This is a genomic window from Actinoplanes sp. TBRC 11911 (genome assembly GCF_012933445.1).
Classification (GTDB): domain Bacteria; phylum Actinomycetota; class Actinomycetes; order Mycobacteriales; family Micromonosporaceae; genus Actinoplanes.
Window position 1 is genome coordinate 19,933 of sequence record NZ_JABBNC010000053.1, and the last position, 22,407, is coordinate 42,339.

A 22,407-nucleotide genomic window follows, 5' to 3' on the forward strand; every position below is an offset into this window, starting at 1 on the left:
AGCGCCCGTGCTTACTGCCGGTGGCAACCATGTCGACAACTGAGCGTGCGCCCGTTCTGCGCGGCCGTCGCAGCGAACGCGAAACCCTGGATGAGCTCCTGACCAGCCTCCGCGCAGGGCGGAGCCAAGTGCTCGTCCTGAGCGGCGAGGCCGGGATAGGCAAGACGGCGCTGCTTGAATACCTGGTGAGCAGGGCCGCCGAGTGCCGCGTCGCCCGCGCTACCGGCGCCGAATTCGAGATGGAGCTCGCGTACGCCGGTCTCCATCAGCTGTGCGCGCCGTTCCTGAACCGGCTCGACCGTCTTCCGGCCCCGCAGCGGGACGCGTTGGGAACGGCGTTCGGCCTGCATGACGGGAACGCGCCGGACCGCTTCCTGGTCGGCTTGGCGGTGCTGAGCCTGCTGTCCGACGTCGCCCAGGATAAGCCCCTGATCTGCCTGGTCGACGACGCTCAGTGGCTGGACCGGGCGTCGGCCGACACGCTCGCTTTCGTCGCGCGTCGCCTGCTGGCCGAGTCGGTCGCGCTGGTTTTCGCGTGCCGGACCCCGGGTGTGGACGAAGCGTTCAGGCAGTTGCCGACGATGGTCGTCGGCGGGTTGGGGCAGGCGGATTCGCGGGCGTTGCTTCAAGCCGCGCTCGCCGGGCCACTCGAGGCGGGCGTGCTCGACCGGATCGTGGCCGAGGCACACGGCAACCCGCTGGCGTTGCTGGAGCTTCCCCGCGGACGTACGCCGGCGCAGCTGGCCTTCGGGCTCGGACTACATACCCCGATTCCCCTGGCCGGCCACCTCGAACAGGGGTTCGTGACGCGACTGCAAGCGCTTCCCGCCGAGACGAGACGGCTCCTCCTCGTGGCAGCGCTCGAGCCGGTCGGTGACGTGACGGCACTCAGGCGTACGGCCGAACGCCTTGGCATCCCGCCGAGCGCGGCGGTCCCGGCCGAGCAGGCGGGCCTGATCGAGTTCGGGGTATCGGCGCGGTTTCGCCATCCGCTGGTGCGCTCGGCCGCTTGGCGCTCGGCTGACGTGCGTGACCTGGTGGCGGTGCACCGGGCGCTGGCCGAGGCCACTGAGCTCAGCCCGGATCGGAGAGCGTGGCACCGCGCGGAGGCCACCTCGGAACCGGACGAGGAGGCCGCCGCGGAACTCGAACGCTCGGCCGACCGAGCCCGGGCTCGCGGTGGCTTCGCCGCGGCGGCAGCCTTCCTGGAGCGAGCTGCCGGCCTTAGCCCCGATCCGGCGCGTCGCGCGGTCCGGGTGCTGTCCGCGGCGCAGGCCAAGCTTCAGGCCGGTGAATTCAATCCGGCCCTGCAGCTGCTGGCGACGGCCGAGGCCGGGCCGATCGACGATCTCGGACGGGCGAGGATCGATATGCTTCGCGCCCGGATCGCGTATGCGTCGAGGCGCGGGAGTGAGGCCCCCGCGCTGCTGCTTGCCGCCGCGCGACGACTCGAACCACTCGACATCGAACGCGCCCGGGTGACGTATCTGGAGGTCGTCGCGGCCGCGTTGTACATGGGTCGCTTCTCGGTCCCGGACCTGATGGAGGTCGCGGCGAGCGTCCCCCGCACGACCCCGGACCATAGCCGCAAGCGCGACATCCTGTTGGCGGGCCTGACCTCGCTCATCACCGACGGGCACGCGGTCGCCCTTCCTACCGTCCGGCGAGCATTGCAGGCCTACAGCACCGAGGACGTCTCGATCGCGGAGAGCCTGGAGTCCCTGTCGGTCACCTCCGTGCTCGCCGCGGACGTGTGGGACGACGACGGCTTTCGCGTGCTGTCCGGCCGCTACGTGCAGACTGCTCGCGATGCCGGTGCGCTCGGCGAACTCCTCCGCGCGATCACCATCCAGGTCATCGCGCACGCACTCGCCGGTGAACTGGAAGCAGCGACGGCCCTCGTCGACGAGGCGAAAATCGTCATGGACACGGTCGCGGGCGACCGTCCCGCCCGTCCCATGTACGCGGAGATGGTGCTGGCCTCCTGGCAGGGTCGCGAACAGGAGGCACGTCGGCTCATCGACGCCAGCCTGAGCGACGTCGTGGCCAACGGCGAGGGCACCGGGGTCAGCGTCGCTCAATGGGCGGCAGCGGCGCTTTTCAACGGCTTGGGCCGCTACGAGGAGGCCATGGCGGCGGCCCGGCAGGCCAGCGCGTACCTGCACGAGCTGGCGGCGTCGAAGTGGGGTCTCGCTGAGCTGATCGAATCGGCTACCCGCTCGGGCGCCACCGACGTCGCGGACGAGGCACTTCACCGGCTCTCCGAGATGACCGGGGCGGTCGGCACCGAGTGGGCGCTCGGCATCGAGGCCCGCTCGCGCGCGCTGCTGGCCGAGGGCGAAACCGCCGAGCGGCTCTATCGAGAAGCGATCGAGCGGCTCGGTCGCACTCAACAGCGGGCGGAGTACGCGCGGGCCCGGCTGCTTTACGGTGAATGGTTGCGCCGAGAGGGTCGCCGCCTTGACGCGCGCGAGCAACTGCGCGCCGCGTACGACCTGTTCACCGCGATGGGCGCCCAGGCTTTCGGGGAACGGGCTCGCCAGGAACTGCATGCCACGGGCGAGACCGCACAGAAACGCACCATCGAGACCCGAAGCCGCCTGACCCCACAAGAAGCACAGATCGCCCGGCTCGCGGCTCGTCATCTGACTAATTCGGAGATCGGGGCGCAACTGTTCATCAGTGCCCGCACGGTCGAATGGCACATGCGCAAGGTATTCACCAAGCTCGGTATCAGCTCGCGCCGGGAATTGCCGGACGCGCTGCCCGACGCGGCCTAGCCCGCACGCATCGACCTCTCGCGTCACGGATCGGTTGTTCGCCTGGTCCATGTGGGCGAACGACCGATTCGTGGTGAGAGGTGAAGCATGAAGACTCGTTGTGAGGAACCGGCCGCTCGGCACCCGGGGGTCGACCGGTGAGCGCAGTCGCCTTCCTGAACATCGGCATGCATGGACGCGTCAACCCGACGCTGCCGGTCGTGGCGGAGCTTGTCCGTCGAGGACACTCTGTTTCCTATCACACCTCGCCGCTGTTCAGCGCGGAGATCGCCGCCGCTGGCGCTGCCGTGCATCTTTATTCGGGTGGCGACCAGCCGCTCGCCGATCCGCCGACCCCGGTAAATCTGGTGGAGGGGCTGGCCCGGACCACCGTCGGCGTGCTGCCCGGTGTGCTCGCCGACCTGCGTCGCCTCCGGCCGGATCTGATCGTCCACGACTCCGCCTGCCCGTGGGGCGCCGTCGCCGCTCGGGAACTCAACGTGCCGGCGGCTTCGTCGTTCACCACATTCGCCTTCAATCGGCGGGTGTCCAGCCCCACCCGCGGCTCCCGGTCCCTGCTGGCCGCGGCGGCGGCTCAGCCCCGCAGCATCCAGGCCTATCTGCGGTCGCGCCGGGAGCTGCACCGGCGTTACCACACGGGGGCGCTGCCACCGGTCGATCTGGGAAACATCCGCCAGCCGCTCAACCTGGTCTTCACCTCACGCGAGTTCCAGGTCGACGCCGCAGCCTTCGACGAGTCCTACCGGTTCGTCGGCCCGAGCGTTGGCGCACGGCCGATTGACAGGTCATTTCACACCGATCAATTACCAGGCCCGATCCTGTACGCCTCCCTGGGCACCATATTCAGCGCCGACCCGAAACTGCTGCACGTCTTCGCCACCGCGCTCGCCCCGCTCGGCGGCACCGTGGTCGTATCCACCGGACAGACCGATCCGGCCGCACTCGGTCCGCTGCCGGCCAACGTGCTCGCTCGCCGTTCCGTACCGCAGCCGCATGTGCTTGCCAGAGCGGCACTGTTCATCACGCACGGCGGGATGAACAGCGTCAATGAGGCCCTGTACGCCGGTGTCCCGATGCTGGTCGTCCCGCAGGGCGCCGATCAGCCAATGGTGGCCTCCCGCGTCGTCGCGCTCGACGCCGGACTCTCGATCGACACCGAGGACGTCACCGTGGCGGCGGTGCGCTTCCTCGCCCAACGGCTGCTCGACGAGCCCAGTTTCCGGGCCGGCGCGAGAACGCTGCAGGACGCCCAGCGGCGAGCGGGTGGATATCGGCGCGCCGCCGATGAGCTCGAGCGGTACATGCGGACCGGCCCGCGCACGCAGCCCGCCCGTGCCGACCTGCCACCGCGGGGCTGACCCGTGTCCCCTGTGATCGTCGTCCTGCTGCTGTTCGCAGGGCTGTCCGAGGCCGTCGGGCGGGTCCTCCCCGTGGTGGCACGCCGGTCCGGCTTATCGCACACCAGCGCGATCGGGTTGATGGTCAGCGGCGCGGTGGTCGACGGCGCCGTATTCGCGCTCTGGCCCCTATCGGCATGGACCGTTGCCCACCTGGTGGCGCACGCGTCGCTGGCCGCCGAGGTGCTGGTCTGGACGCCGGGTCTGGTAGCGCCACTGCTACTAAGCGCCGTCCTCGCCTTCCCCCTGCTCGGGCCGATGCTGCATACTCTGCTCCTGGTCGGCGTCGGGGCAGGTCTCACCGGCGCGCTCGCCGCGAACGCCGGGCTCGGCTGGTGGGTTGCCGCCGGCTGCGTCGCCGTGGCCGGAGCCGGGCTCGGCCTCGCCGTCGAGGCCGTCCGCCGGCTGGTCGCGACGATTCATCCGAGACGAGCCGGGGAGTCGCTGACATGAGCGGGTGGCCGCTCCTGTTGGTTCTCGCCGGAGTCGGACCGGTTCTGCTCGCCGAAGCCCTGCTCGCACGTTACGAGGTGCTGGCCTACGCGGCCGGCTGGCGTACGCCCTCCACCACCCTCCCGGCAGGCATGCCGTACGCCCGGGGTGCGGACCCGGACCTTCCGCCGGACGCCTATCTGGTTTATCTGGACGGCATCGGGAAACGGCAGTTCCGTGACACCCGCGACGGCGGCAAGCTGGTCCAAGCGGTGATCGACGGAGCACCGGAGCTCCGGGTGCTGGGTCAGGTACTGCCGTACTCCCCGCTGGCCGATCCGCTCGCCGACCGGCCCGTCTGGGTGTGGTTCCGTCATCACATCGGTCTTCTGCTGTTCCTGCACAATGTGATGCAGATCTTCATCGCCGCCGACCGCCGGTACCGGCCTCTCTACAACCGCGCCGTCGGTTCACACATCGCCGCTGAACTCCGGCTTGCCGGCTACCGGCCGCACAGCGGGATCCCCGTGGTGCTGCTGAGCTATAGCGGCGGCGCCCAGGTCGCCACCGGCGCGGTGGACGAACTGTGGTCGCAGTTGGTGTGCCCGCTTTGGTTGATCACTCTCGGCGGGTTCCACAACGGAGCCAACGACATGGCACACGCCGAGCACCTCGACCGGCTGACGAGTTCCGCCGACTGGATCGAGAGGGTCGGCACCTGGATCTTCCCGCAGCGGTGGCGACCGTACCGCCGGAGCGGCTGGAACCGGGCCGAGCGAACGGGAAAAATCACGGCACACCTGCTCGAACCGGCCACCCACATCGGCCCGAAAAGTTATATCAGCCCAGATGCCTATCTCCCCGATGGACGCAGTCATCTCGACCGCACCGCCGACACCGTGATCGCGCTCATCCGTAGCCGCACGGCGGGGTTTCCCGGCCGGCAAGCGGGGCGTTGAAGAAACGTTTGACTGAACGAGCTCGAGGCGTGTGCTGGAACGATGGGGCGTCCGGCAGGTTCACACCGGACGCATCCCGTTGGCGTACTCAGCCCACCGCTGCCTTGTGCTCCGGCACCGCCACCGTGATGGTCGTACCGGCGCGGCCGGCGAGCACCTCGGCGGCGTCGGTGAGCGCACCGACGGCGGCCGAACGCCCGGACGCCCGCGCGAACCGCACGCAGGCGTCAGCCTTCGGCCCCATCGACCCGGCGGGGAACGCCAACCCGGCGAGGGTGTCGGCGTCGATTTCGCGGATCGGCTCGGCCTGTGATGTGCCGTATCCGCGGACAATCGCCGGTACGTCGGTGAGAACGAGCAACCGGTCGGCGCCGAGCGCCAAGGCGAGGTGAGCGGCGGTCAGGTCCTTGTCGACAACCGCGCCCACCCCAGTGCGATGACCGGCGCCGTCCACCATGACCGGCGCACCGCCACCACCGCCGCACACGACAACGACGTCGCCGTCGACGAGGGTGCGAATCGTCTCCAGTTCGACGATCCGCACCGGCTCCGGCGAAGGCACGACCTGCCGCCACCGGTCGCCGTCGACCTTCATGGTCCAGCCGTACCGGACGGCGAGTTCCTCGGCCTGCTCGTCCGAATAGCCGGCACCGATGAATTTGCCAGGAGCGGCGAAGGCCGCGTCGTACGCGTCGACGACGGTCTGCGTCACCACCGCCACCACCGGTTTCGTGACGCCGGCGTTGGCCAGTTCCTGAGCCAGCCAGTACCCGATCATGCCTTGGGTCTGCGCGCCGAGCACGTCGAGCGGGTACGGCATGCTCAGCTCGGGGTCCGTCCTGCTCTCCCGCGCCAGCAGGCCGACCTGAGGACCATTGCCGTGGCACACGATCAGCTGGTGGTCGGCGGCCAATGAGGCAAGGGATTCCGCGGCGCGGCGCACGTGCTTTTGCTGGATCGCCGCGTCGGGTTTGTCGTGCCGCTCCAGCAGCGCGTTGCCGCCGAGGGCGATGACGATGCGCACGGATCAGCCCCCCAACGAACGTACGAGAAGGGCTTTGATGGTGTGCATTCGGTTCTCGGCCTGGTCGAACACGATGGACCGGTGGGACTCGAATACCTCGTCGGTGACCTCGGCGCCCTCAACGCCGAACTGCTGATACAAGCGGGCGCCGATGTCGGTGTCGCGGTTGTGGATGGCGGGCAGGCAATGCATGAACCGCACCCCGGGCCGGCCGGTGGCGTCCAGTACGTCGTCGGTGACGCGGTACGGCAGCAGCGACGGCACCCGGGCCGCCCACGCGTCGTCGGGTTCGCCCATGCTCACCCACACATCGGTATAGACGAAATCAGCGCCGCGTACCGCCGCGTCGAGGTCGTCGGTGACCAGAACCCGCGCCCCGCTGGATCGCGCGGCCTTCTCGGCCGCGGCGACCACGTCGCGCGGCGGCTGCAAACCGGCTGGCGCCGCGATACGGACGTCCATGCCGAGCAAGGCGCCGGTTACCAGGAGCGAACGGGCCACGTTGCTGTCCCCGTCGCCGGTGAAGCAGAACGCGATGTCCTCGACGTCCCCGCCGTGATACTCGGTCATGGTAAGGATATCGGCGAGACTCTGGGTCGGGTGCCACTCATCGGTAAGCGCGTTCCAGACCGGTATGCCGGCGTGCTCGGCGAACTGCTCCACGGTGTCCTGGGTGTTGCCACGGAACGCGAGGCCGTCGTACATACGCCCCAGCACCCTGGCGGTGTCCGCGACGGACTCCTCGCGGCCCAGGTGGGAGCCCTCGGGCCCGAGGTACGTGACCCGTGCGCCCTGGTCGTTGGCGGCGACCTCGAACGCGCAGCGGGTGCGCGTGGAGTTTTTCTCGAACACCAGGACGATATTCTGGCGACCGAGCCGTTCGACTTCGTCGCCGTGCAGCTTTTCCTGTTTGAGCTGGGCGGCCAGGGTCAACAAATCTTGGAACTGCTCCTTGTCCAGGTCGAGATCCTGGAGCAGTGAGTTCGGATGGGTTCGTACGCCCATGACGGATCCTCCTTGCTCAAAGCGGGTGGCGGCGTACCGGACAGGTCATACAGCGGGCGCCACCTCGGCCGCGGCCGAGCTCACTGCCGGCAAGGGTGATGACGTCGATGCCGTTGCGGCGGAGCAACGCGTTGGTGACGACGTTGCGGTCGTAACCCATGACCACGCCCGGCGCGATGGCCAGATAGTTGTCCGCGTCGTCCCACTGCTCCCGCAGCGCGTTACTGCGATCCGCCTCGGCCGTCAGCACCTTGACCGAGCCTCCGTCGAGCGCTTGCGCCAACGCGGCCGGCAAGCCGCGGCTCTCCTGCACGTCGATGTCGGCCGGAGCGCCGCCGGGTGTCAGACGCCAGCACCGTGCCTGATACCAGTCCAGATACGGGTAAGCCACGAAGGTGCCGAAATCGACCATGGTGAGCAGGGTGTCCAGGTGCATCGCGGAGCGAGTCTTCGGCAACTCCACGACGAGAACGAGGCTGGCCTGCCCGAGCGCGAACAACCGGCGGGCGAGCGCCTCGACGCCCATCGGTGTGGTGCGTTCGCCCATACCGATCAGGACGACGCCCGGGGCGATGACGTGGATATCGCCGCCTTCCAAAGTAGCCGGTGTGTGGTCGGCGTCGTCGTCGCCGTAGTAGATGGGGAAGTCCGCGTCCCGGAACAACGGGTGGTAGCGGTACACGGTGCGCGTATTGATGGACTCGCGGCGGCGAGCCGCCTTGGCCATCGGGTTGATGGTGGCGCCGGCACCGATCCAGGCGACATTGTCGCGCTGAAAGAGCGTGTTGGGCAGCGGTGCCAGCACGAAGTCGTCGATGTCCAGGCTTTGCCAGGGCAAGCTGGGCCGGGTCAGCGGAGACAGATCCGCCTTGGTGAGCCCGCCGATGAGATACTCGGCCAGCGTGGCCGGTGCGGCGTCTTCGAACAGGGCGCGCACCTCGCGGGCAAGACCGGTCCCGAGCTGCTCGGCGGTGAGCGTTCGGTCGAGAGCGAACATCCGGCCATCCGGTGTGGACAGTGCCTCGGCGAGGAGATCGCCGAACAGGCGTACCGTCACGTCGTTTTCACGCAGTGTTGCGACGAAGGCGTCGTGCTCCTCACGGGCGCGTCCGGCCCACAGCACATCGTCGAACAGAAGCTCGGCGATGTTGCCGGGAGTGAGCCGATCAAGCTCGAGGCCGGGGCGGTGCACGATCACCTCACCCAGCGCGCCGATCTCGGAATCCACCCCGACGGTCAGGGCATTGCCGGTGCTGGTGAGTGTCATCGCTGTACTCCATCCGCGAGGTGGCCGGTCGACCTCTCGCCGTACTCGCCACGCCCTACTTTGAGCCAGATGTAGACGGGCACGCCCAGCAGCAGGCAGAACAACCCGTAGTAGGTGGCCTGGTATCCAGCGCCGGCGAGGGCCCAGAAGCCGAAGAGCAGCGCCGTGGCCGCGACGATGACGTCACGTAGCAGGTGGCCGGCGCGGACCCGGCGGCCTTCGGTCAGCAGCCAATACACCTGGGCCGCGGCGGAGAACAGGTACGGGATGACGGCGGTCAGCACGGACAGCAGCACCACGGTGGTGAATGCCTTGGCAAAGCTGGTGTAGCTCACCACGGTCAGCGCCGAAGCCAGAAGCGTCCCGGCGACGATGCCGTAGGCCGGCACGCCGCGCCGGTTGTCCGGCGCGAACACGGCCGGGAACAGCCGTTGGCGGGCCGCAGCCTGCGGCATTTCCCCGACGATGAGGGTCCAGCCGACCAGAGCGCCGAATCCCGAGACGATAGCCGCGACCGCAACCGTGTCCCCAGCCCATTCGCCGTGGAAGATCGCGTTGGCCGAATCGGTGAACGGCGCCGTCGAGGCGACCAGTGCGTCATGGCCGACCGTGCCGAAAACGGTGACGGTGCCGAGGATGTAGACCAACGCGCAGGCGAGGGTGCCGAAGACCGTCGCGCGGCCGACGTTGCGGCCCGGCTCCGAGACGCGACCGGCTGCCACCGAGGCGGTCTCGATCCCGATGTACGCGAAAAGGGCGATCGCCGCAGCGGCACTGATCGCTCCCAGCGCGGACCCGCCGCTGGCGTTGAACTCGCCGAAATTGGCGGACTTGATGAACACCAGTCCGACCGTCGCCATGAACAGCAGCGGAACTAACTTGAGCACCGTGCTGGCCACCTGCACCACCGCGAGGCTGCGGATCCCGGCCAGGTTGATCGCTGCCGGTACCCACAACCCGGCGAGCGCGATCAGGATGGACCACCCTTTGGCATGAGAGGTGTTCCAGAACACCTCGACGTAGCCGACCCAGGCCACCACGATCGCGGCGTTGCCGGCCCACGCGGTGATCCAGTAGCTCCACGCGTTGACGAAGCCGGCGAAGTCACCGAAAGCCTCTCGGGCGTACAGGTAAGGACCACCGGATCCGGGAACCCGACGATTCAGCTTGCCGAACGTCAGGGCCAAAGCGATTACCCCGACCGTCACCAGGACGAATGCGACCAGTGAGATGGGTCCGAAGGAGGCCAGCGCCGACGGCAGCGCGAACACACCGGTCCCGATGACCGACCCGACCACCAGCGCGGTCGCGGTCGGCAGGCCGAAGCGCGGTTCCTCCGCATGGCGCGGGGGCGGCCCGCCGTCCATGTTCGGATTCGCATTGCGAACCACTGTGGCGCTCATCGCGCCCGACCTCCTCGGTCGCGCCGGCCCCTGCGAGCCGTGGCAGCAACGGACATGACATGCCTCCTGGGATACTTCTGGTAGACCGATGCGCAGAGTGGGATCTCGATGCATCGGCCGATTTCGGTACTAAGACCGGACGTCACGACGGCTCGTGACATCGGCACCCGGGACCCGGCGAAGAGCGCTCATCCGCGGTACGTCATCCCGCGCGGGCGCATCGACCACAACGCGACGCCGGACTCTGTTCGCGTCTGACACACCAACCTGGGCGACTATCGGACGAGTTCGCGGCCGCCGGCCAGGGACAGGATTTGGCCGTTGATGTGGCCGTTGCCCTGCGAGGCGAGATAGGTGATGGCCGAGGCCACGTCGTCGGGTGTGCAGATGCGTCCGGTCGGGGTCTTTGCCGACTCGGAGGCGATCGCCTTCGGGCCGAGAAAGGGAGCGTTCATGGCCTTCTCGGTGAGGGTGAAGCCGGGGCGGACGACATTGGTGAGGATGCCGTGACGGGCTTCCCGTACGGCGAGGACCCGGGCCGCGGTCTCGAGAGCCCCCTTGGCGGTGGCGTAGGCGAGCGGTCCGGACATGGGCTGTTCGACGACATCGGTCGAGACGACGACGATGCGTCCCCAACCTTCGGTACGCATGGCCGGCAGAGCGGCGTCGATCAGCGCGGCGGGGCCGATGGTGTTCGCGGTGAGGGCGGCGGTGAGGCCGTCTATCTCACCCTCGTCGAAGGACGGCCACTTCACGGCGTTGGCAATCATGATGGTGACGGGCCCGAGTTCGTGGGTGACCTCCTGCAGGATGCTCCCGGCCGCGCCGGGATGACCTAAGTCCAGGCGTACGGCGTACGCCCGTCCGCCGTCACGGGTGATCGCGTCGACGACGTCCGCCGCGCGGGCATGGTCGGTGTGCCAGGACACCGCGACGGCAGCGCCTTCAGCGGCGAGCCGCAATGCTGTCGCCCGTCCGATGGCGCCGGAGGCTCCGGTCACGAGAGCAGCTCTGCCGGCGAGACCCATGTCCATGCAAACTCCTTAGTCGGCTATAGGTTAGCCGACTATGCATGTAGCGGCACCGGATCGTCAACCCGTAAACTGCCCACGTGGACTTCGCGGAGGTGTTGGCTACCAACAAGGCGCTGGTGAAGGTGGCGAGGCTCTACCGCACCGCACAGGCCGACCTTCTCGGTGCCCTCGGCCTGCACCCGGGTCAGGACGTCCTGCTGTGGACGCTCGCGCGGCAACCCGACGGCACGTTGATCAGCGAGTTGGCGTCCCGGCTCGGCGTGGAGCAACCCACCGTGACCCGTAGTCTGAGCCGTCTCGACTCGGGCGGCTGGTTCATCAGGGAGCCCGTGCCGGGCGACCGGCGCGCCACTCGCATCCGGCTGACCGACAAGGGGCGCGCGATCATCCCCGACATCGAGGAGACATGGCGCGCGCTAGCCGAAACCGCGACCGAGGGCATGACACCCGACCAGGAAAGCCAACTGATTAGCCTCCTGGAAAAGGTACGCGGAAACCTGCTCACCGTGGCCGACGATACGGAATGACACGCGGCCCGGTCAGCTGACGGTCTTCAGAACGTCGGCGGTCGCGGGCATCCTGGCCGCCCGGGTCTGGCTGGACCGGATAGACCGTCCCGCCCCCAGTAGCCCTCGTCCGCGCCGTCGAAGACGAAACACGGGTAGTTCCCCTTGGCCTCCACCATAGCGGTCCACGACCTGACGGTAGTCCGCCGGAAAGTTCAGGCCGATCTCCGGACGCGACAGGTGCCACGGCACGCCCGCCACCTCCCCTGTGGGGGGAGGCAGCAGGCTCACCAGTCGATCGGGGCGCGGATTCGTCATCAAACCTCCGAAGTCATGCGCCAATCGCCGACGTTGGGCAAGAGGCCGTTGCCGTCATTCCACACCGTTTCCTGCTTCGCTTCGACGACCTGGCCGCTGGCTATCTCAGCCGAGTCGATCATCTTGAAGCGAGTAAACGCACGGTGAGTGGTGAGCCGCCTGGCGGACGGATCGAGATCAGTGGATTATTGCCGTAACCGCAACCAATCCAACCACTCACTCGTCTGCCGCCGGTCGTTCGCGGTGTTGTCCGCGGAGCGAGGGTGGTGGATGAGTGGACCGGATAGGGCTCCCTATGATCTTCCGGTGTTCTCACGGAAGCCGGCCGCCCCGGATACTGACCTTGCCCAGGCCGACCTCGAGGCGCGCGACGCGCGTGACCGTGCCCGCGCGGGCGATTGGGCCGCCGCCCGGGATCTGATCGTGGCCGCTGGCGACGATTGGGAGCTGCGCGGTCGCCGGCTCGCGGTGCTGGGCGACGCGGTCGCCGACTCGCCGCAGTGGCTCGACGTGTGGGAGGCGGCCACTCCGGACGATCCGACCGTTGCCATCCTGCGCGCCTCCTCGCTGATGGACCTGGCCGGCCGTGCGCGGGGCGACAGATCAGCACGGGCGACGTCGCCGGAGGAGTTCCGGGAGTTCCATCGGCTCGCGATCCTCGCGGCCGAGGCTGCCGACCGTGCGGTGGCGCTCAATCCGCTCGACCCGAACCCGTGGGTGACCCGGATGACCTCGATGCTTGCGAACGGGCGGGGCCGTCAGGAGGAGTTCGTCGCCGCGATGGGCGAGGCGGTCAAGCGCGACCCCTTCAACTGCGACGCCCACATCATGGCGGTGACCTACTTCTGCGAGAAGTGGTACGGCTCGCACGAGCAGATGTTCGCCGCCGCACGGGGCCGGCCGACGCGGCCGCCGGCTCCTCGATCGCGATGCTGCCTCTGCTGGCGCATTTCGAGTACGCGCTTCGCGCATTCGGCTTCGACACCAGGAGGTCCTCCCTGGCCGCGAAGGCCGCCTACTTCCGCCGAGCCGACGTGGTGCAGGAGATCGAGGCGTGCGAGGCGAAGTGGCGCGCGGCCGGTGAACCGCGCCTGACCGGCCGGGGCATCATGGTCCGGCACTGGCTGGCACTCGCCAACTACCTGGCCGGCCGCGACCGAAAGGGCACCCGCGCGCTGCTCCAGGAGATCGGGCCTTATCTGGGGAACGTCGGCGCGTACGGATACTTCTGGCTTAAGCAGAGGGAGGGCTTCGACGCCGTCCGGAAGTGGGCGAAATGATGCCTCCCACGGCGACGCCGAGGCGCCTGAACTCACACGGAGACTCCCAGGTGTCGACGACGGCTGGAATCTGGCTCTGGCGCATATTCCGTGAGGTACGCCGCTGGCCTGATTGACCGACTGCAGCCGTGAGAAATCGGCGCCGTGATCCGGATTTTGCACCAGAGCCTGTCGACGCTCAGGCGGCGTGGGTGGGGTCCTGGGTGCCCCAGGCGAGGCCGTTGCCGCGGTCCATGAATTTGATCGCTGCGAGGTCGTCGCCGTCGATGGCGAAGGAGAACACGTCGGCGTTCTCGCGCATGCGGGCGGGGTTGGTGCTCTTGGGCAGGACGGGGTAGCCGTTTTCGATGCCCCAGCGCAGCAGCAGTTGGGCTTCGGTGACGCCGTACTTGGCGGCCATGGTCTTGAACGGGAAGTCGTCGCTGCGGCCTTCGGCGCGCTGAGCGTCAGTTTTGCCGCTGGCATGGCCAGGGGCAATGCGCCAGGTCGAGAGCGGGGCGAGGCTGCTATAGGCGATCGGGGTGATGTCGTTGTCGTTGAGGTAGGCGACGATGTCGGGCTTCTGCGACCACGGGTGCAGTTCGATCTGGTTGGCGTGCGGTTGCGGCAGGCCGGCCGTGACGAGTTCCTGGATGTGGGCGGCGTTGAAGTTCGAGACGCCGATGGCGCGGGCCTTCTTGTTTTCGTGCAGCTCGACCAGGGCGCGCCATTGGCCGAGGCGCTGGGCGGGCTCGAACGGGGCGTGGATCAGGTAGAGGTCGACGTAGTCAAGGCCGAGCTTGTCCAGGCTCTCGTCGAACGCCTGCAATGTTTCCGCTGTGCTCTTGAACTCTCCCGGGTTGCCCGGCCATAGCTTGGTGGTGACGAACACGTCGGAGCGGTCGAGGCCGGTGGCGGCGAGGCCGCGGCGCATGCCCTCGCCGACGCCGCGTTCGTTGGCGTAGTCCTCGGCGGTGTCGATATGCCGGTATCCGGCGATGATCGCGGCTTCGACGGCGTCGGCGGTACCGGCGTTCGGGATGAGGTAGGTGCCGAATCCGAGGTACGGGATGTCGACGCCGGTCGTGAGGGTGCGGGTGAGCTGCTCGCTCATGGGTTTCTCCGTGTCGCATGGTGCGGTGGTGTCGAGGCGTGCGTCATCCGCCCAGCACCCGTGATCGGGTGCTGGGCCTGGTAATGCAGTGCGTTGGGTAGGTCAGAGGTGTTTCGGGCCGCGCGGGCTGCCGGGCGGCCCGGCAGCCCGCGCCGCGGCGAACAATGGGCGGGCTTGGCTGCGAGACGTCGCTGGCCGTTTTGGGCGCCGGGACAGCTTTGGCGGCGTGCGGGTTCGGCAACGGCCGCGGAACGGATTCGACACCCAGGACACGTCGGTCATTACGTACGGCCGAAATTTGCCGGGGGCGTTGCCCTTCGCCGGCTCGAGCACTTCGTCGCGCCGGAACCTGAGGGGCGCGGGATCGGATCGGCCGTGCTGTGCAGGGTTCTGCGCGGGCCGGGACCGGTGCGGCTCAACGTGCTCGTCGGCAGCGCCGCGATCCGGCTGTACGATCGGGCACGGTTCAGCATCGAGTCGCAGGACCCGGTCGGCGTGTTCATGGTGCGTCGACAGAGAAGTCGGTCGACCGGGACGGTTCTTCGCAGGTGTGCAGGTCACGGTCCACGGCGTCGCGGGCCGCGGGGCGAGGGCCGATCTACGACGGCAGCTTGATTCGATCGATGATTTCGTAGTAGGCGTGCAGGTCGAGCCAGGCGGTTCCGGCGACGACTTTCTTGTTCCGCATCGTCAAGATGTAGAGATACTCATTGGCGTAGGGCAAGCCATCGGCCGCGCGCGCGGCCGAGGTGAGGTGGGCGAATATCTTGTCGCCGTCGGCCCACACGCCCTTCTTGGTAACCGCCGCCTTTCCGTCCCACCGGTCGAACAGGGCCTGCTCGGCGTTGTCGATCAGATCTTTCATGCCGTGGAAGGTGCGGGCAACGAGCCCATAGCCGGTGATGGTCCACTCCACGTCGTCATCAAAGACGGCCTCGCCAAACTTACCGAAGTCTTCTGCTGCTGCGTCCAGCGCATCGCTCACGGCCTCGAGGTTGGCTCTTTCGATTTCAGAGTAAGACATTGTATTTGCCCTCAATTTCTCAGTTAATTATGCATATCTAAAACAGTGCAAAAAATGCGATCAGGAGTCATCCCGATAATCGAGGCGGCCGCGGCGCGGACCGGATCACCGAGCCCGTGGCGGTGTGCCCGGCGTCGAGGGCGGCGACGGCGAAGGCCCGGCCCAGGCCGCTGCTGACGCCGGTGATCAGGAACGTTTTCGTGGTCATGCGATTCAGCCTGTACGGCGGCCGGCCCCGCAACCAGGACGTACCGCACCCAGGCACATGGGCGACGTACGGCCTAGTCTTTAAAAGTGACCGGCAACGATCTCGGCGATTTTCTGCGCGCCCACCGCTCCCGCCTGCACCCGGGCGAGGTCGGTCTGGCGTCGTACGGACAGCGGCGGGTGACCGGGCTGCGGCGCGAGGAGGTTGCGGTGCTGGCCGGTATGAACAGCGACTACTACGCCCGTCTCGAGCAGGGCCGCGAGCGCAGTCCGTCCCCGCAGGTCATCGAAGCCCTCAGCGGTGCCCTGCGCCTGGGTGATCAGGCCCGCGAGCACCTGTACCGGCTGGCCGGAGCCGCTCCCGGCATCCGCCGCACGCCGGCTGAGACGGTCAGTGAGCCTTTGCGGCATCTGCTCGACGGGCACACCGGCGAGCCCGCGTTCGTGCTGAACCCGGCCAAGGATTTCCTCGCCGTCAACGCCCTGACCGAAGCGCTGTTCGCCCCGTTCGCGACGGTCGGGAACCTGGCCCGGATGACATTCCTCGACCCGGCCGCCCGTCCGTTCTTCTCCCAGTGGGACCGATTCGCCGCGTCGATCGTGGCCGGGTTGCGGCACGCCGGCGGGCTGAATCCCGTGTATCCCCGGCTGCGATCGGTGATCGAGTCGTTGAACGCGGAAAGTCCGGCGTTCGCGGCTCTGTGGTCGTCTCACGCCGTACACGCCAAGACGCAGGACCCCACCGAGCTCGAGCATCCCGAGGTCGGGCCGCTGTCGCTGCTGTCCCAGTCATTCGACGTGCGCGGCACGCCGGGCCAGATCCTGGTCGTCTACCAGCCCGAGCCGGGAAGCCGCAGCGCCGACGCCCTCGCCCTGCTGGGCGCTCTGCACGCCACCACGCAGTCCTGAAAAGGCGGTGTCAGCTGCGGCATGCCATTTAGCGGCCGGTGACCCCCTTCTCCTTGCCGCGGACCCTGCCTGTAGCCGGGTCGGATACCCGGTCGCGGTGCTTGACCGGCTGCTCGGCGCGGTGCTGCGCGACGGGGTGAGCCGACATGACCGCGAACACGGGAGAGGCCGAACTGGCGGCGGCCAGGCTGCTGCTGCAGCGCATGGGCATCTCCCTCGACGACCTCATCCAAACAGGACCGCAGGCGCCGATGCCAACGTTCGCCGAGTACACACCAAAGGTGCGGGCCGCCGTGTCAGCGGGCCTGCTCAAGGCGTACGGCACGTACTGGGACAAGGTGGTTGCCGCGTGGGGTGAGCGGCATCTGGAACGCCGCGTCGGCACCGCGATCGCCCGCGCCTACGCCGGACACACCGACGGTTCTGGTAGCGGCTCGACCGCGTTGTACGTCAAGGCCGGCCTGCCCGAGGTTGCGGCGGCGCTTGCCGCGATCACCGGGGAGGCGCACCCCGCTGCCGTGGATCAGTAGCGACACGAGTTGATCAGCCGATGGCAGGGCCCAGGCACTGTCATCGGCGGCACCTCTGACCGAGAGACGCACATAGATCTACGCCCGATCGAGGCTGGATTCGAGGAGGGCATGCCGTTCTGCGCGGCCGACCGGCCAGTTGCGCGAATTCGGCATTGCGACAGAACAACGGCCGAAGCGCCGATGGTCACGTTCAAGCGCGACGAGCAGTCGATCGCCCCGTCGTCGGGTCCCTGGCCTAGTCGCTTTCCGGATCCTCAGCCCGTTCTGGCCGGTGCTCTTTAATCCATGCCTCGACGTCGCGCTCGTCCCATATCGAACCCATCGCGAGCGTCTGGTAGGGCTGCGGGAAGTCGCGGTCACGGGTGATGGCGTGTGCCCGCGATCGGCCGACGCCGAGGCGGTCGCCGATCTCCTTCGCACCCATGAACCGGATCTTGTCCATGAGCTGAGGCTATGGGCAAGGGCTCTGGAAATATGTCCGTAGCCACATTCCACATACATATGACTGTACTGTGTCTATGGATGGTTGTACGCTTCGAGAAGAGAAAGCGGCAGGTAGCGCGCGTTAGCCGTGGCAAGCCGCTTCCCCACGAGAACCGCAGCAGACGAGATACGCGAGCCGACCGCCAGTCCACCCATCGGACTTTCAGCCGGCTTGCGCCGTTAGCGGCGCAGGATCCTTTTCGCGATCATGAACTACACACTGCAGTTCACCTACCACCCTTGTTGCCGCTCTGACCTGTGGGAACGCTGGAATCACGGGGCCCGAGCGTGAATGGCCGACGAGCCGAATCGGCTCCGACGAACCTTCTCTGACGAAGCAATGCGGAGCGAGTGGAACACGCGGACTGTCGAGGATTCGAACCCCAGATCCATGAATCTGTCCCGGCCTCTATCGGAAATCGTAGCGACCGGGTGACTCAGCGCGGGAAGCATGGCGAAGCCGCTGCGGTGGCACTCCAGCGGCGCGCAGCCGGTCGGCCAAGTCCGGGGTCGGATTGTCGACGAAGACCGCAACCTGGTGGTCGTCGCCGAGGTTGCAGGCCGCGACGAGCGTTCCGACATTGATCGCGTCGATGGTGCCGACATCGGTGAGATCGAGGATGAGCCGCAGCGGGCGGACATGCCGCACGGTGTGCACGAGAAGCTGGCGCAGCTCGACCGCCTTGTCGAGGCCGACGCTGCCGTGGGGATGGATGATCACGCTGCCGTCGGGCCTGGTACGGACCTCCAGTGACTGGGCACGCACTGGACCGCCTCTCGTCACCGGGTGTTCACCCATCTGATCACCGTAGAGGACGGGAGTTGGTCGCCGGAACCCGCGTCAGATCACGATTGATTGCGCCTACCGGTCCGCCTGTCTGGCGGCCGTGTACCCCAACGGTGGCATGAGAATGCCGGCGTGCCCGCGGCGTTGATCGGCTACCGGTTCCCGGTGAAGAAGTCGATAAGCAATCGGTTGACGCTCTCCGCCTCGTCGTGATGCACCCAGTGCGAGCCCTCGGGAAGCCGCTCGACGCGATCCAGATGGGGTACGTCGTCGGGGTCGGGCTCGGCGAGGTCCGGGCCGAGGTAATGATCGCGCTCGCCCCAGATGACCAGCGTCGGCGCCTGGACCGGACGCAGCGCTTCCGCGGCGCCCTTTTGCGACTGCCGGACCGAAGACCGGTAGTAGTTGATCATCCCGGTCGATGCGCCGTCCTGCGACCATGCCTCGACGTAGCGGTCGAGCTCCTCGGTCGTGTACGCCGGGCGGGCGTCCCGCAGGAAATGCCGGAAGAAGTGCCAATTGTTGGCGTGCACGACGCTTTCCGGCAGCTCCGGGACCGCGAAGAAGAAAAAGTACCAGGACCTGCGGAGCTGATCCGGGTGATGCAATCCCTGCGCCAGCTTCCGCGGGTGGGCCGCGTTGAGGATCGCCAGCCGGTCCACAACCTCGGGGTGGATCATCGCGGTGGCCCACGCGGCGGTTCCACCCCAATCGTGGCCGACCAGCATCGCAGACTCGGCGCCGCGCTCGTGGATGAGCCCGCGGATGTCCGCCGCGAGCTTGTCGGTCGTGTACGCCCCGACGTCATCCGGCCGCGATGACAGGTTATAGCCGCGCATGTCCGGTGCGACCACCCGGAACCCGGCCGCCGCGAGCGGTTCGATCTGCAGGCGCCAGCCGAACCAGAACTCGGGGAATCCGTGCAGCAGGACGATCAAAGGCCCTTCACCGGCCTCGACGTAGTGCAGCTTCACGTCACCGATTTCGGCATAGCCCTCGCGAAGGTCAATGCTGGCCTTGTCCTCGGCTGCGCTCATTGCCGCCTCCTTGCGGTTGAGTCCGAGCCGACGATAGCCATCGAACCTTCGAGTCGCGCCAGGGGAACACACTGGTCGCTCCCTGGTCAGACCATTCCCGAGCCAGGCGACCCAGACGATGCCGACGCCGACGGCCAGCGGCCCGCGCCAGAGCAATGAGGTGGACAGGGACCATGCCGAGGCGGGTTACGGCATGGCGCCGGCCGACCTCGTCGCCGCGCTGCGGATGATGGGTGCCGCCGGCTGCAATCTGGAGGATTCCGATCACGCCGGCGGCGGCCTTCGCGATCCCGACCGGCAGGCGGCCTGGCTCAGGGCGGTTCGTCAGGCCGCATCCGACGACGGCTATGGGCTCGTCATCAATGCCCGGGTCGACGTATTTGCCGGTCCTTTCTTCGCCGGGGCCGGGCCCGAGATCCAAGAGGAGCTGCTGCCGGAGGCGGTGCGGACCACCATTCCCGTACGTCATGAGGTGTGCTGAGTTCGTCGACGAGACCGCGGCGTACGGCTGGAGGAGAGCGATGAGCCTGGACTACGACGTCTTCGTGGTTGACCCGAAGCCCGTCCCCAGCGCGGTGCCGGGGTTCGACGAGGCGACCTGGCCGCCGAGCACCTCCACGTTGATCAGGAATGAGGACCGTGCGGTGCTGATCGACTGCCTTGTCACCGAACAGCAGGGTCGGGACCTGGCGGTGTGGGTGCGGTCGCACGACTGCGAACCCGAGTACGTATACATCACGCATCCCCACGCCGATCACTTCCTTGGACTACCGGAGATTCTGGCGGCTTTCCCACGGCGAAGCCGGTCGCGCTGGCCGAATCAACGAGCGCGATGCACGAACAGATCTCACCGGCCTACATGGAGATCTGGGGCGGGTTCTTCCCCGGCCAACTGACCGCCAAGCCGGTCGCGCCGGAGCTGGGCGCGGGCGCTGGACACCACGGCATCCTTGGAGGCCGACACGCTCATCGCCGGCCACCGCCACCCGCAGGCCGTCGATGACGACGCACGCCGGCAGATCAGCGAGAGCCGCCGATACCTCGCGGATTTCGAGGCCGCGCTGGAACGCAGCTCCACCCCCGCCGAGCTGATCGACCGTATGACGGACGGCCATCCGGACCTCGCAAACCCGTACACGCTGTGGGTCGCCGCGTACGAACTCCTCGGCGGAGGCTGACGGGTGCGAGCCTCGCAACGAATCCGGCAGAGCGGGCCCGCGCGGCTCAATCCCCCCACAATTGAGCCGCGCGGACGGTTCCGGCTATCCGAGCGCCGATCCCATCGTGCGCTGAGCGGCGACCTTGACCACGTGGTGGCCCGGCGGCGCCGTTTGCGCCCGTTCGCCGCGAGCTATCGGGCCTCGGCGACGAGGTCGGCGATGCTGAACGAGTTATTCAGCGCGCTGCCGGGGCGCACCATGACCCGCCACCATTGGCGCAGCGGGAAGCGGAAGCGGTGCGCCGGCAGGTTTGCCGGCCACGTGGAATCCTCGGTGACGGCGCCCTGCCAATCGACGTCGAACGAGACGTCGTAGGCACCGTCGCCGGCGCGTTCGACCTTGAGGTTCGAGAGTTCGTGGAAGTTCCATCGCGTGTTGGCCAGCATCTGCTCGTACCAGGCGGTGAACTGCTGGATGTCGCGCATCGGTGGAGCGCCGGGGATCGTCAGGACGAAGTGGTCGCCGGCCGCCAGGTACGCGGCGAGTTGCTCGGCGGGAGCACGGTGCTCGAACAGGGTGAACCAGGTGTAGACGAAACGGCGCACGTCGTTGGCGTTCGGGGCCGCGGCGTCACGAGGTGGTAATCCTGGGCTCAGCGTGGGGTCGGTGGACGGAGCGGCTGTCGATGTCATGCCGCCACGATGCTCGGGAGCGATCCTGCCGCCAAGACTGATCGCGCATAGGCGATCACCCCCATGCATCAGTGCTGGTGACTGCGGTGGTCAGCTTGCCTACCGCGTCGCGGGCGGCCGCGATGAGTGCGCTTGTCGTAGCGGGAGCGGGCAAGGTGGTGAGTGCCACCAACTCGCAGCGTTCGTCGACGAGCGGCCGGGCAACCACCTCGCGGGGCAGGTCGGTCGTCGCGATCCAGGGCGCCAAGGCGACGCCCATGCCGGCCGCGACCAGGTCGAGGATGACGCCCGTATCGTTGGCTTGCGCCGCGGCTAGTGGAGTGAAGCCGTATCGCTGACAGGCATGCTCGATCCCGGCGCGATAGCCCGTTTGCCCGTCGCCGGACGGAAGCACGAAGGGCTCGGCGGCCGCGTCGGACAGCACGACCGCGTGTTTGCGGGCCAGTGGATGCCCGACGGGCAGCATGATCATGCGGGGACCGGTCGCGATCGTGACGGCTTGCAGGTCCGGGATACGCACGGCCAGATCGGGATTCGTGTGGATCAGGCCGATCTGGGCGCGTCCGGCGCGCAACGCCGCGAGCTGTTCGGGAAGACTCGCCACGTGCAGCGTCAGCAGCAGTCGCGGATGCGTGGCGCGCAGGGTGCCCACGATGAGAGGGACCAGGCGTACGGAGAACGAACTCAGGTGGCTGACGGTGAGGGTTTCGGGCTGCTCGCCGGCGGTCGCTCTGCTCTCCGCGACGCCCTGCTCCACCATGGCGAGCGCCGGTGTGACGCGGTCGAGCAGCGCACGGCCGGCCGGAGTCAACGCGATCGGTCTCGGCGGGCGGTCGAACAACTGTACGCCGACCTGCCGCTCCAGTCGGGCTATCTGCTGGCTGAGCGCCGGCTGGGCGATGTGTAACCGCTGTGCGGCCCGGGAGAAATGCAGCTCTTGCGCCAGGGCCAGAAACGACGGCAGCAACCGCAGGTCGAGCGACGAGTCGAAGGGCGCTGCCATGCCCATAGACTATCGACGAGGGTGTCACAGCGGCCCTCGCCGGGCGAGGTGCTGGTTGCACTACGGGCCGCCAT

General features: G+C 67.9%; 27 protein-coding genes. 12 read left to right on the forward strand and 15 right to left on the reverse strand.

The genetic code is table 11. The features are described 5' to 3' along the window. Window positions 1-29 precede the first annotated feature (29 nt). The 4 genes from HH310_RS41000 (at window position 30) to HH310_RS41015 (ending at window position 5,568) form a co-directional block, all read left to right on the forward strand. Window positions 30-2,780 (forward strand): LuxR family transcriptional regulator, encoded by a 2,751-nt coding sequence (locus HH310_RS41000; RefSeq protein ID WP_169181172.1) that lies wholly within the window; start codon window positions 30-32, stop codon window positions 2,778-2,780. Window positions 2,781-2,917: 137 nt separating this feature from the next. Continuing rightward, complete coding sequence (locus HH310_RS41005) at window positions 2,918-4,138, forward strand: macrolide family glycosyltransferase (protein WP_169181173.1); 1,221 nt, start codon at window positions 2,918-2,920, stop codon at window positions 4,136-4,138. Between the two features lie 3 nt (window positions 4,139-4,141). Continuing rightward, window positions 4,142-4,630, forward strand: coding sequence for a hypothetical protein (locus HH310_RS41010; protein WP_169181174.1), 489 nt, complete (start codon window positions 4,142-4,144; stop codon window positions 4,628-4,630). Next, window positions 4,627-5,568: a hypothetical protein gene (locus HH310_RS41015; protein WP_169181175.1), complete on the forward strand. Its 942-nt coding sequence runs from the start codon at window positions 4,627-4,629 to the stop codon at window positions 5,566-5,568. The genes HH310_RS41010 and HH310_RS41015 overlap by 4 nt, the downstream gene beginning before the upstream one ends. Before the next feature lie 88 nt (window positions 5,569-5,656). On the opposite strand, the gene HH310_RS41020 is transcribed toward HH310_RS41015, so the two are convergent. The 5 genes from HH310_RS41020 to HH310_RS41040 all read right to left on the reverse strand — a co-directional run bounded on the left by HH310_RS41020 (window position 5,657) and on the right by HH310_RS41040 (window position 11,301). Then, a complete protein-coding gene (locus tag HH310_RS41020; protein WP_169181176.1) occupies window positions 5,657-6,592 on the reverse strand; it encodes a carbamate kinase in 936 nt (311 codons plus the stop codon). A gap of 3 nt (window positions 6,593-6,595) precedes the next feature. After that, the gene (gene argF, locus HH310_RS41025; RefSeq protein WP_169181177.1) at window positions 6,596-7,597 is read right to left on the reverse strand and encodes an ornithine carbamoyltransferase; all 1,002 of its coding nucleotides are present in this window, start codon (window positions 7,595-7,597) and stop codon (window positions 6,596-6,598) included. Between the two features lie 16 nt (window positions 7,598-7,613). Beyond that, window positions 7,614-8,864, reverse strand: coding sequence for an arginine deiminase (locus tag HH310_RS41030; RefSeq protein ID WP_169181178.1), 1,251 nt, complete (start codon window positions 8,862-8,864; stop codon window positions 7,614-7,616). Continuing rightward, entirely contained in the window at window positions 8,861-10,267 is a 1,407-nt protein-coding gene (locus HH310_RS41035; RefSeq protein WP_211193280.1) for an amino acid permease, read from the reverse strand. Before HH310_RS41035 ends, HH310_RS41030 begins: the two co-directional genes overlap by 4 nt. A 275-nt stretch (window positions 10,268-10,542) precedes the next feature. Further along, window positions 10,543-11,301, reverse strand: coding sequence for an SDR family NAD(P)-dependent oxidoreductase (locus tag HH310_RS41040; RefSeq protein WP_169181179.1), 759 nt, complete (start codon window positions 11,299-11,301; stop codon window positions 10,543-10,545). A gap of 77 nt (window positions 11,302-11,378) precedes the next feature. Between HH310_RS41040 and HH310_RS41045 the strand changes: the two genes are divergently transcribed. Further along, a complete protein-coding gene (locus tag HH310_RS41045) occupies window positions 11,379-11,828 on the forward strand; it encodes a MarR family winged helix-turn-helix transcriptional regulator (RefSeq protein WP_169181180.1) in 450 nt (149 codons plus the stop codon). A 296-nt stretch (window positions 11,829-12,124) separates the two neighbouring features. Here the strand turns inward: HH310_RS41045 and HH310_RS45115 are convergent, their stop codons facing one another. Continuing rightward, complete coding sequence (locus HH310_RS45115) at window positions 12,125-12,247, reverse strand: hypothetical protein (protein ID WP_282438671.1); 123 nt, start codon at window positions 12,245-12,247, stop codon at window positions 12,125-12,127. A 184-nt stretch (window positions 12,248-12,431) separates the two neighbouring features. On the opposite strand from HH310_RS45115, the gene HH310_RS41050 reads away from it, so the two are divergent. Beyond that, on the forward strand, window positions 12,432-13,220 hold the full coding sequence (locus HH310_RS41050) for a hypothetical protein (RefSeq protein ID WP_169181181.1): 789 nt from the start codon (window positions 12,432-12,434) through the stop codon (window positions 13,218-13,220). Then, the gene (locus tag HH310_RS41055; protein ID WP_169181182.1) at window positions 13,160-13,405 is read left to right on the forward strand and encodes a hypothetical protein; all 246 of its coding nucleotides are present in this window, start codon (window positions 13,160-13,162) and stop codon (window positions 13,403-13,405) included. The genes HH310_RS41050 and HH310_RS41055 overlap by 61 nt, the downstream gene beginning before the upstream one ends. A 178-nt stretch (window positions 13,406-13,583) precedes the next feature. On the opposite strand, the gene HH310_RS41060 is transcribed toward HH310_RS41055, so the two are convergent. The 3 genes from HH310_RS41060 to HH310_RS41070 all read right to left on the reverse strand — a co-directional run bounded on the left by HH310_RS41060 (window position 13,584) and on the right by HH310_RS41070 (window position 15,730). Next, entirely contained in the window at window positions 13,584-14,498 is a 915-nt protein-coding gene (locus tag HH310_RS41060) for an aldo/keto reductase (protein ID WP_169181183.1), read from the reverse strand. Between the two features lie 598 nt (window positions 14,499-15,096). Continuing rightward, a complete protein-coding gene (locus HH310_RS41065) occupies window positions 15,097-15,483 on the reverse strand; it encodes a nuclear transport factor 2 family protein (protein ID WP_169181184.1) in 387 nt (128 codons plus the stop codon). A gap of 106 nt (window positions 15,484-15,589) precedes the next feature. After that, a complete protein-coding gene (locus HH310_RS41070) occupies window positions 15,590-15,730 on the reverse strand; it encodes a hypothetical protein (protein ID WP_211193286.1) in 141 nt (46 codons plus the stop codon). Between the two features lie 86 nt (window positions 15,731-15,816). On the opposite strand from HH310_RS41070, the gene HH310_RS45675 reads away from it, so the two are divergent. Further along, a complete protein-coding gene (locus tag HH310_RS45675) occupies window positions 15,817-16,638 on the forward strand; it encodes a helix-turn-helix domain-containing protein (protein ID WP_169181185.1) in 822 nt (273 codons plus the stop codon). A gap of 146 nt (window positions 16,639-16,784) precedes the next feature. Beyond that, window positions 16,785-17,168 (forward strand): hypothetical protein, encoded by a 384-nt coding sequence (locus tag HH310_RS41080; RefSeq protein WP_169181186.1) that lies wholly within the window; start codon window positions 16,785-16,787, stop codon window positions 17,166-17,168. 238 nt (window positions 17,169-17,406) lie between these two features. On the opposite strand, the gene HH310_RS41085 is transcribed toward HH310_RS41080, so the two are convergent. The 3 genes from HH310_RS41085 to HH310_RS41095 form a co-directional block, all read right to left on the reverse strand. Continuing rightward, the gene (locus HH310_RS41085) at window positions 17,407-17,613 is read right to left on the reverse strand and encodes an AlpA family transcriptional regulator (protein ID WP_248293563.1); all 207 of its coding nucleotides are present in this window, start codon (window positions 17,611-17,613) and stop codon (window positions 17,407-17,409) included. 450 nt (window positions 17,614-18,063) lie between these two features. Then, window positions 18,064-18,453, reverse strand: coding sequence for an STAS domain-containing protein (locus HH310_RS41090; protein ID WP_169181187.1), 390 nt, complete (start codon window positions 18,451-18,453; stop codon window positions 18,064-18,066). Between the two features lie 140 nt (window positions 18,454-18,593). After that, on the reverse strand, window positions 18,594-19,478 hold the full coding sequence (locus HH310_RS41095) for an alpha/beta fold hydrolase (RefSeq protein WP_169181188.1): 885 nt from the start codon (window positions 19,476-19,478) through the stop codon (window positions 18,594-18,596). 118 nt (window positions 19,479-19,596) lie between these two features. On the opposite strand from HH310_RS41095, the gene HH310_RS41100 reads away from it, so the two are divergent. Then, on the forward strand, window positions 19,597-19,959 hold the full coding sequence (locus HH310_RS41100; RefSeq protein WP_169181189.1) for an isocitrate lyase/phosphoenolpyruvate mutase family protein: 363 nt from the start codon (window positions 19,597-19,599) through the stop codon (window positions 19,957-19,959). Window positions 19,960-20,010: 51 nt separating this feature from the next. On the opposite strand, the gene HH310_RS45125 is transcribed toward HH310_RS41100, so the two are convergent. Continuing rightward, a complete protein-coding gene (locus tag HH310_RS45125) occupies window positions 20,011-20,145 on the reverse strand; it encodes a hypothetical protein (protein WP_282438672.1) in 135 nt (44 codons plus the stop codon). On the opposite strand from HH310_RS45125, the gene HH310_RS45940 reads away from it, so the two are divergent. Both HH310_RS45940 and HH310_RS41110 read left to right on the forward strand, forming a co-directional pair. Continuing rightward, window positions 20,123-20,374, forward strand: coding sequence for an MBL fold metallo-hydrolase (locus tag HH310_RS45940; RefSeq protein ID WP_396027577.1), 252 nt, complete (start codon window positions 20,123-20,125; stop codon window positions 20,372-20,374). The two genes, HH310_RS45125 and HH310_RS45940, sit on opposite strands and share 23 nt — an antisense overlap. Before the next feature lie 54 nt (window positions 20,375-20,428). After that, on the forward strand, window positions 20,429-20,656 hold the full coding sequence (locus HH310_RS41110; protein ID WP_169181191.1) for a hypothetical protein: 228 nt from the start codon (window positions 20,429-20,431) through the stop codon (window positions 20,654-20,656). Between the two features lie 173 nt (window positions 20,657-20,829). Here HH310_RS41110 and HH310_RS41115 read toward each other — a convergent pair whose 3' ends face one another. Both HH310_RS41115 and HH310_RS41120 read right to left on the reverse strand, forming a co-directional pair. Then, the gene (locus HH310_RS41115; protein ID WP_169181192.1) at window positions 20,830-21,330 is read right to left on the reverse strand and encodes a hypothetical protein; all 501 of its coding nucleotides are present in this window, start codon (window positions 21,328-21,330) and stop codon (window positions 20,830-20,832) included. Window positions 21,331-21,385: 55 nt separating this feature from the next. Next, window positions 21,386-22,333, reverse strand: a complete 948-nt coding sequence (locus tag HH310_RS41120; protein ID WP_169181193.1) for a LysR family transcriptional regulator — start codon at window positions 22,331-22,333, stop codon at window positions 21,386-21,388. Window positions 22,334-22,407 lie beyond the last annotated feature (74 nt).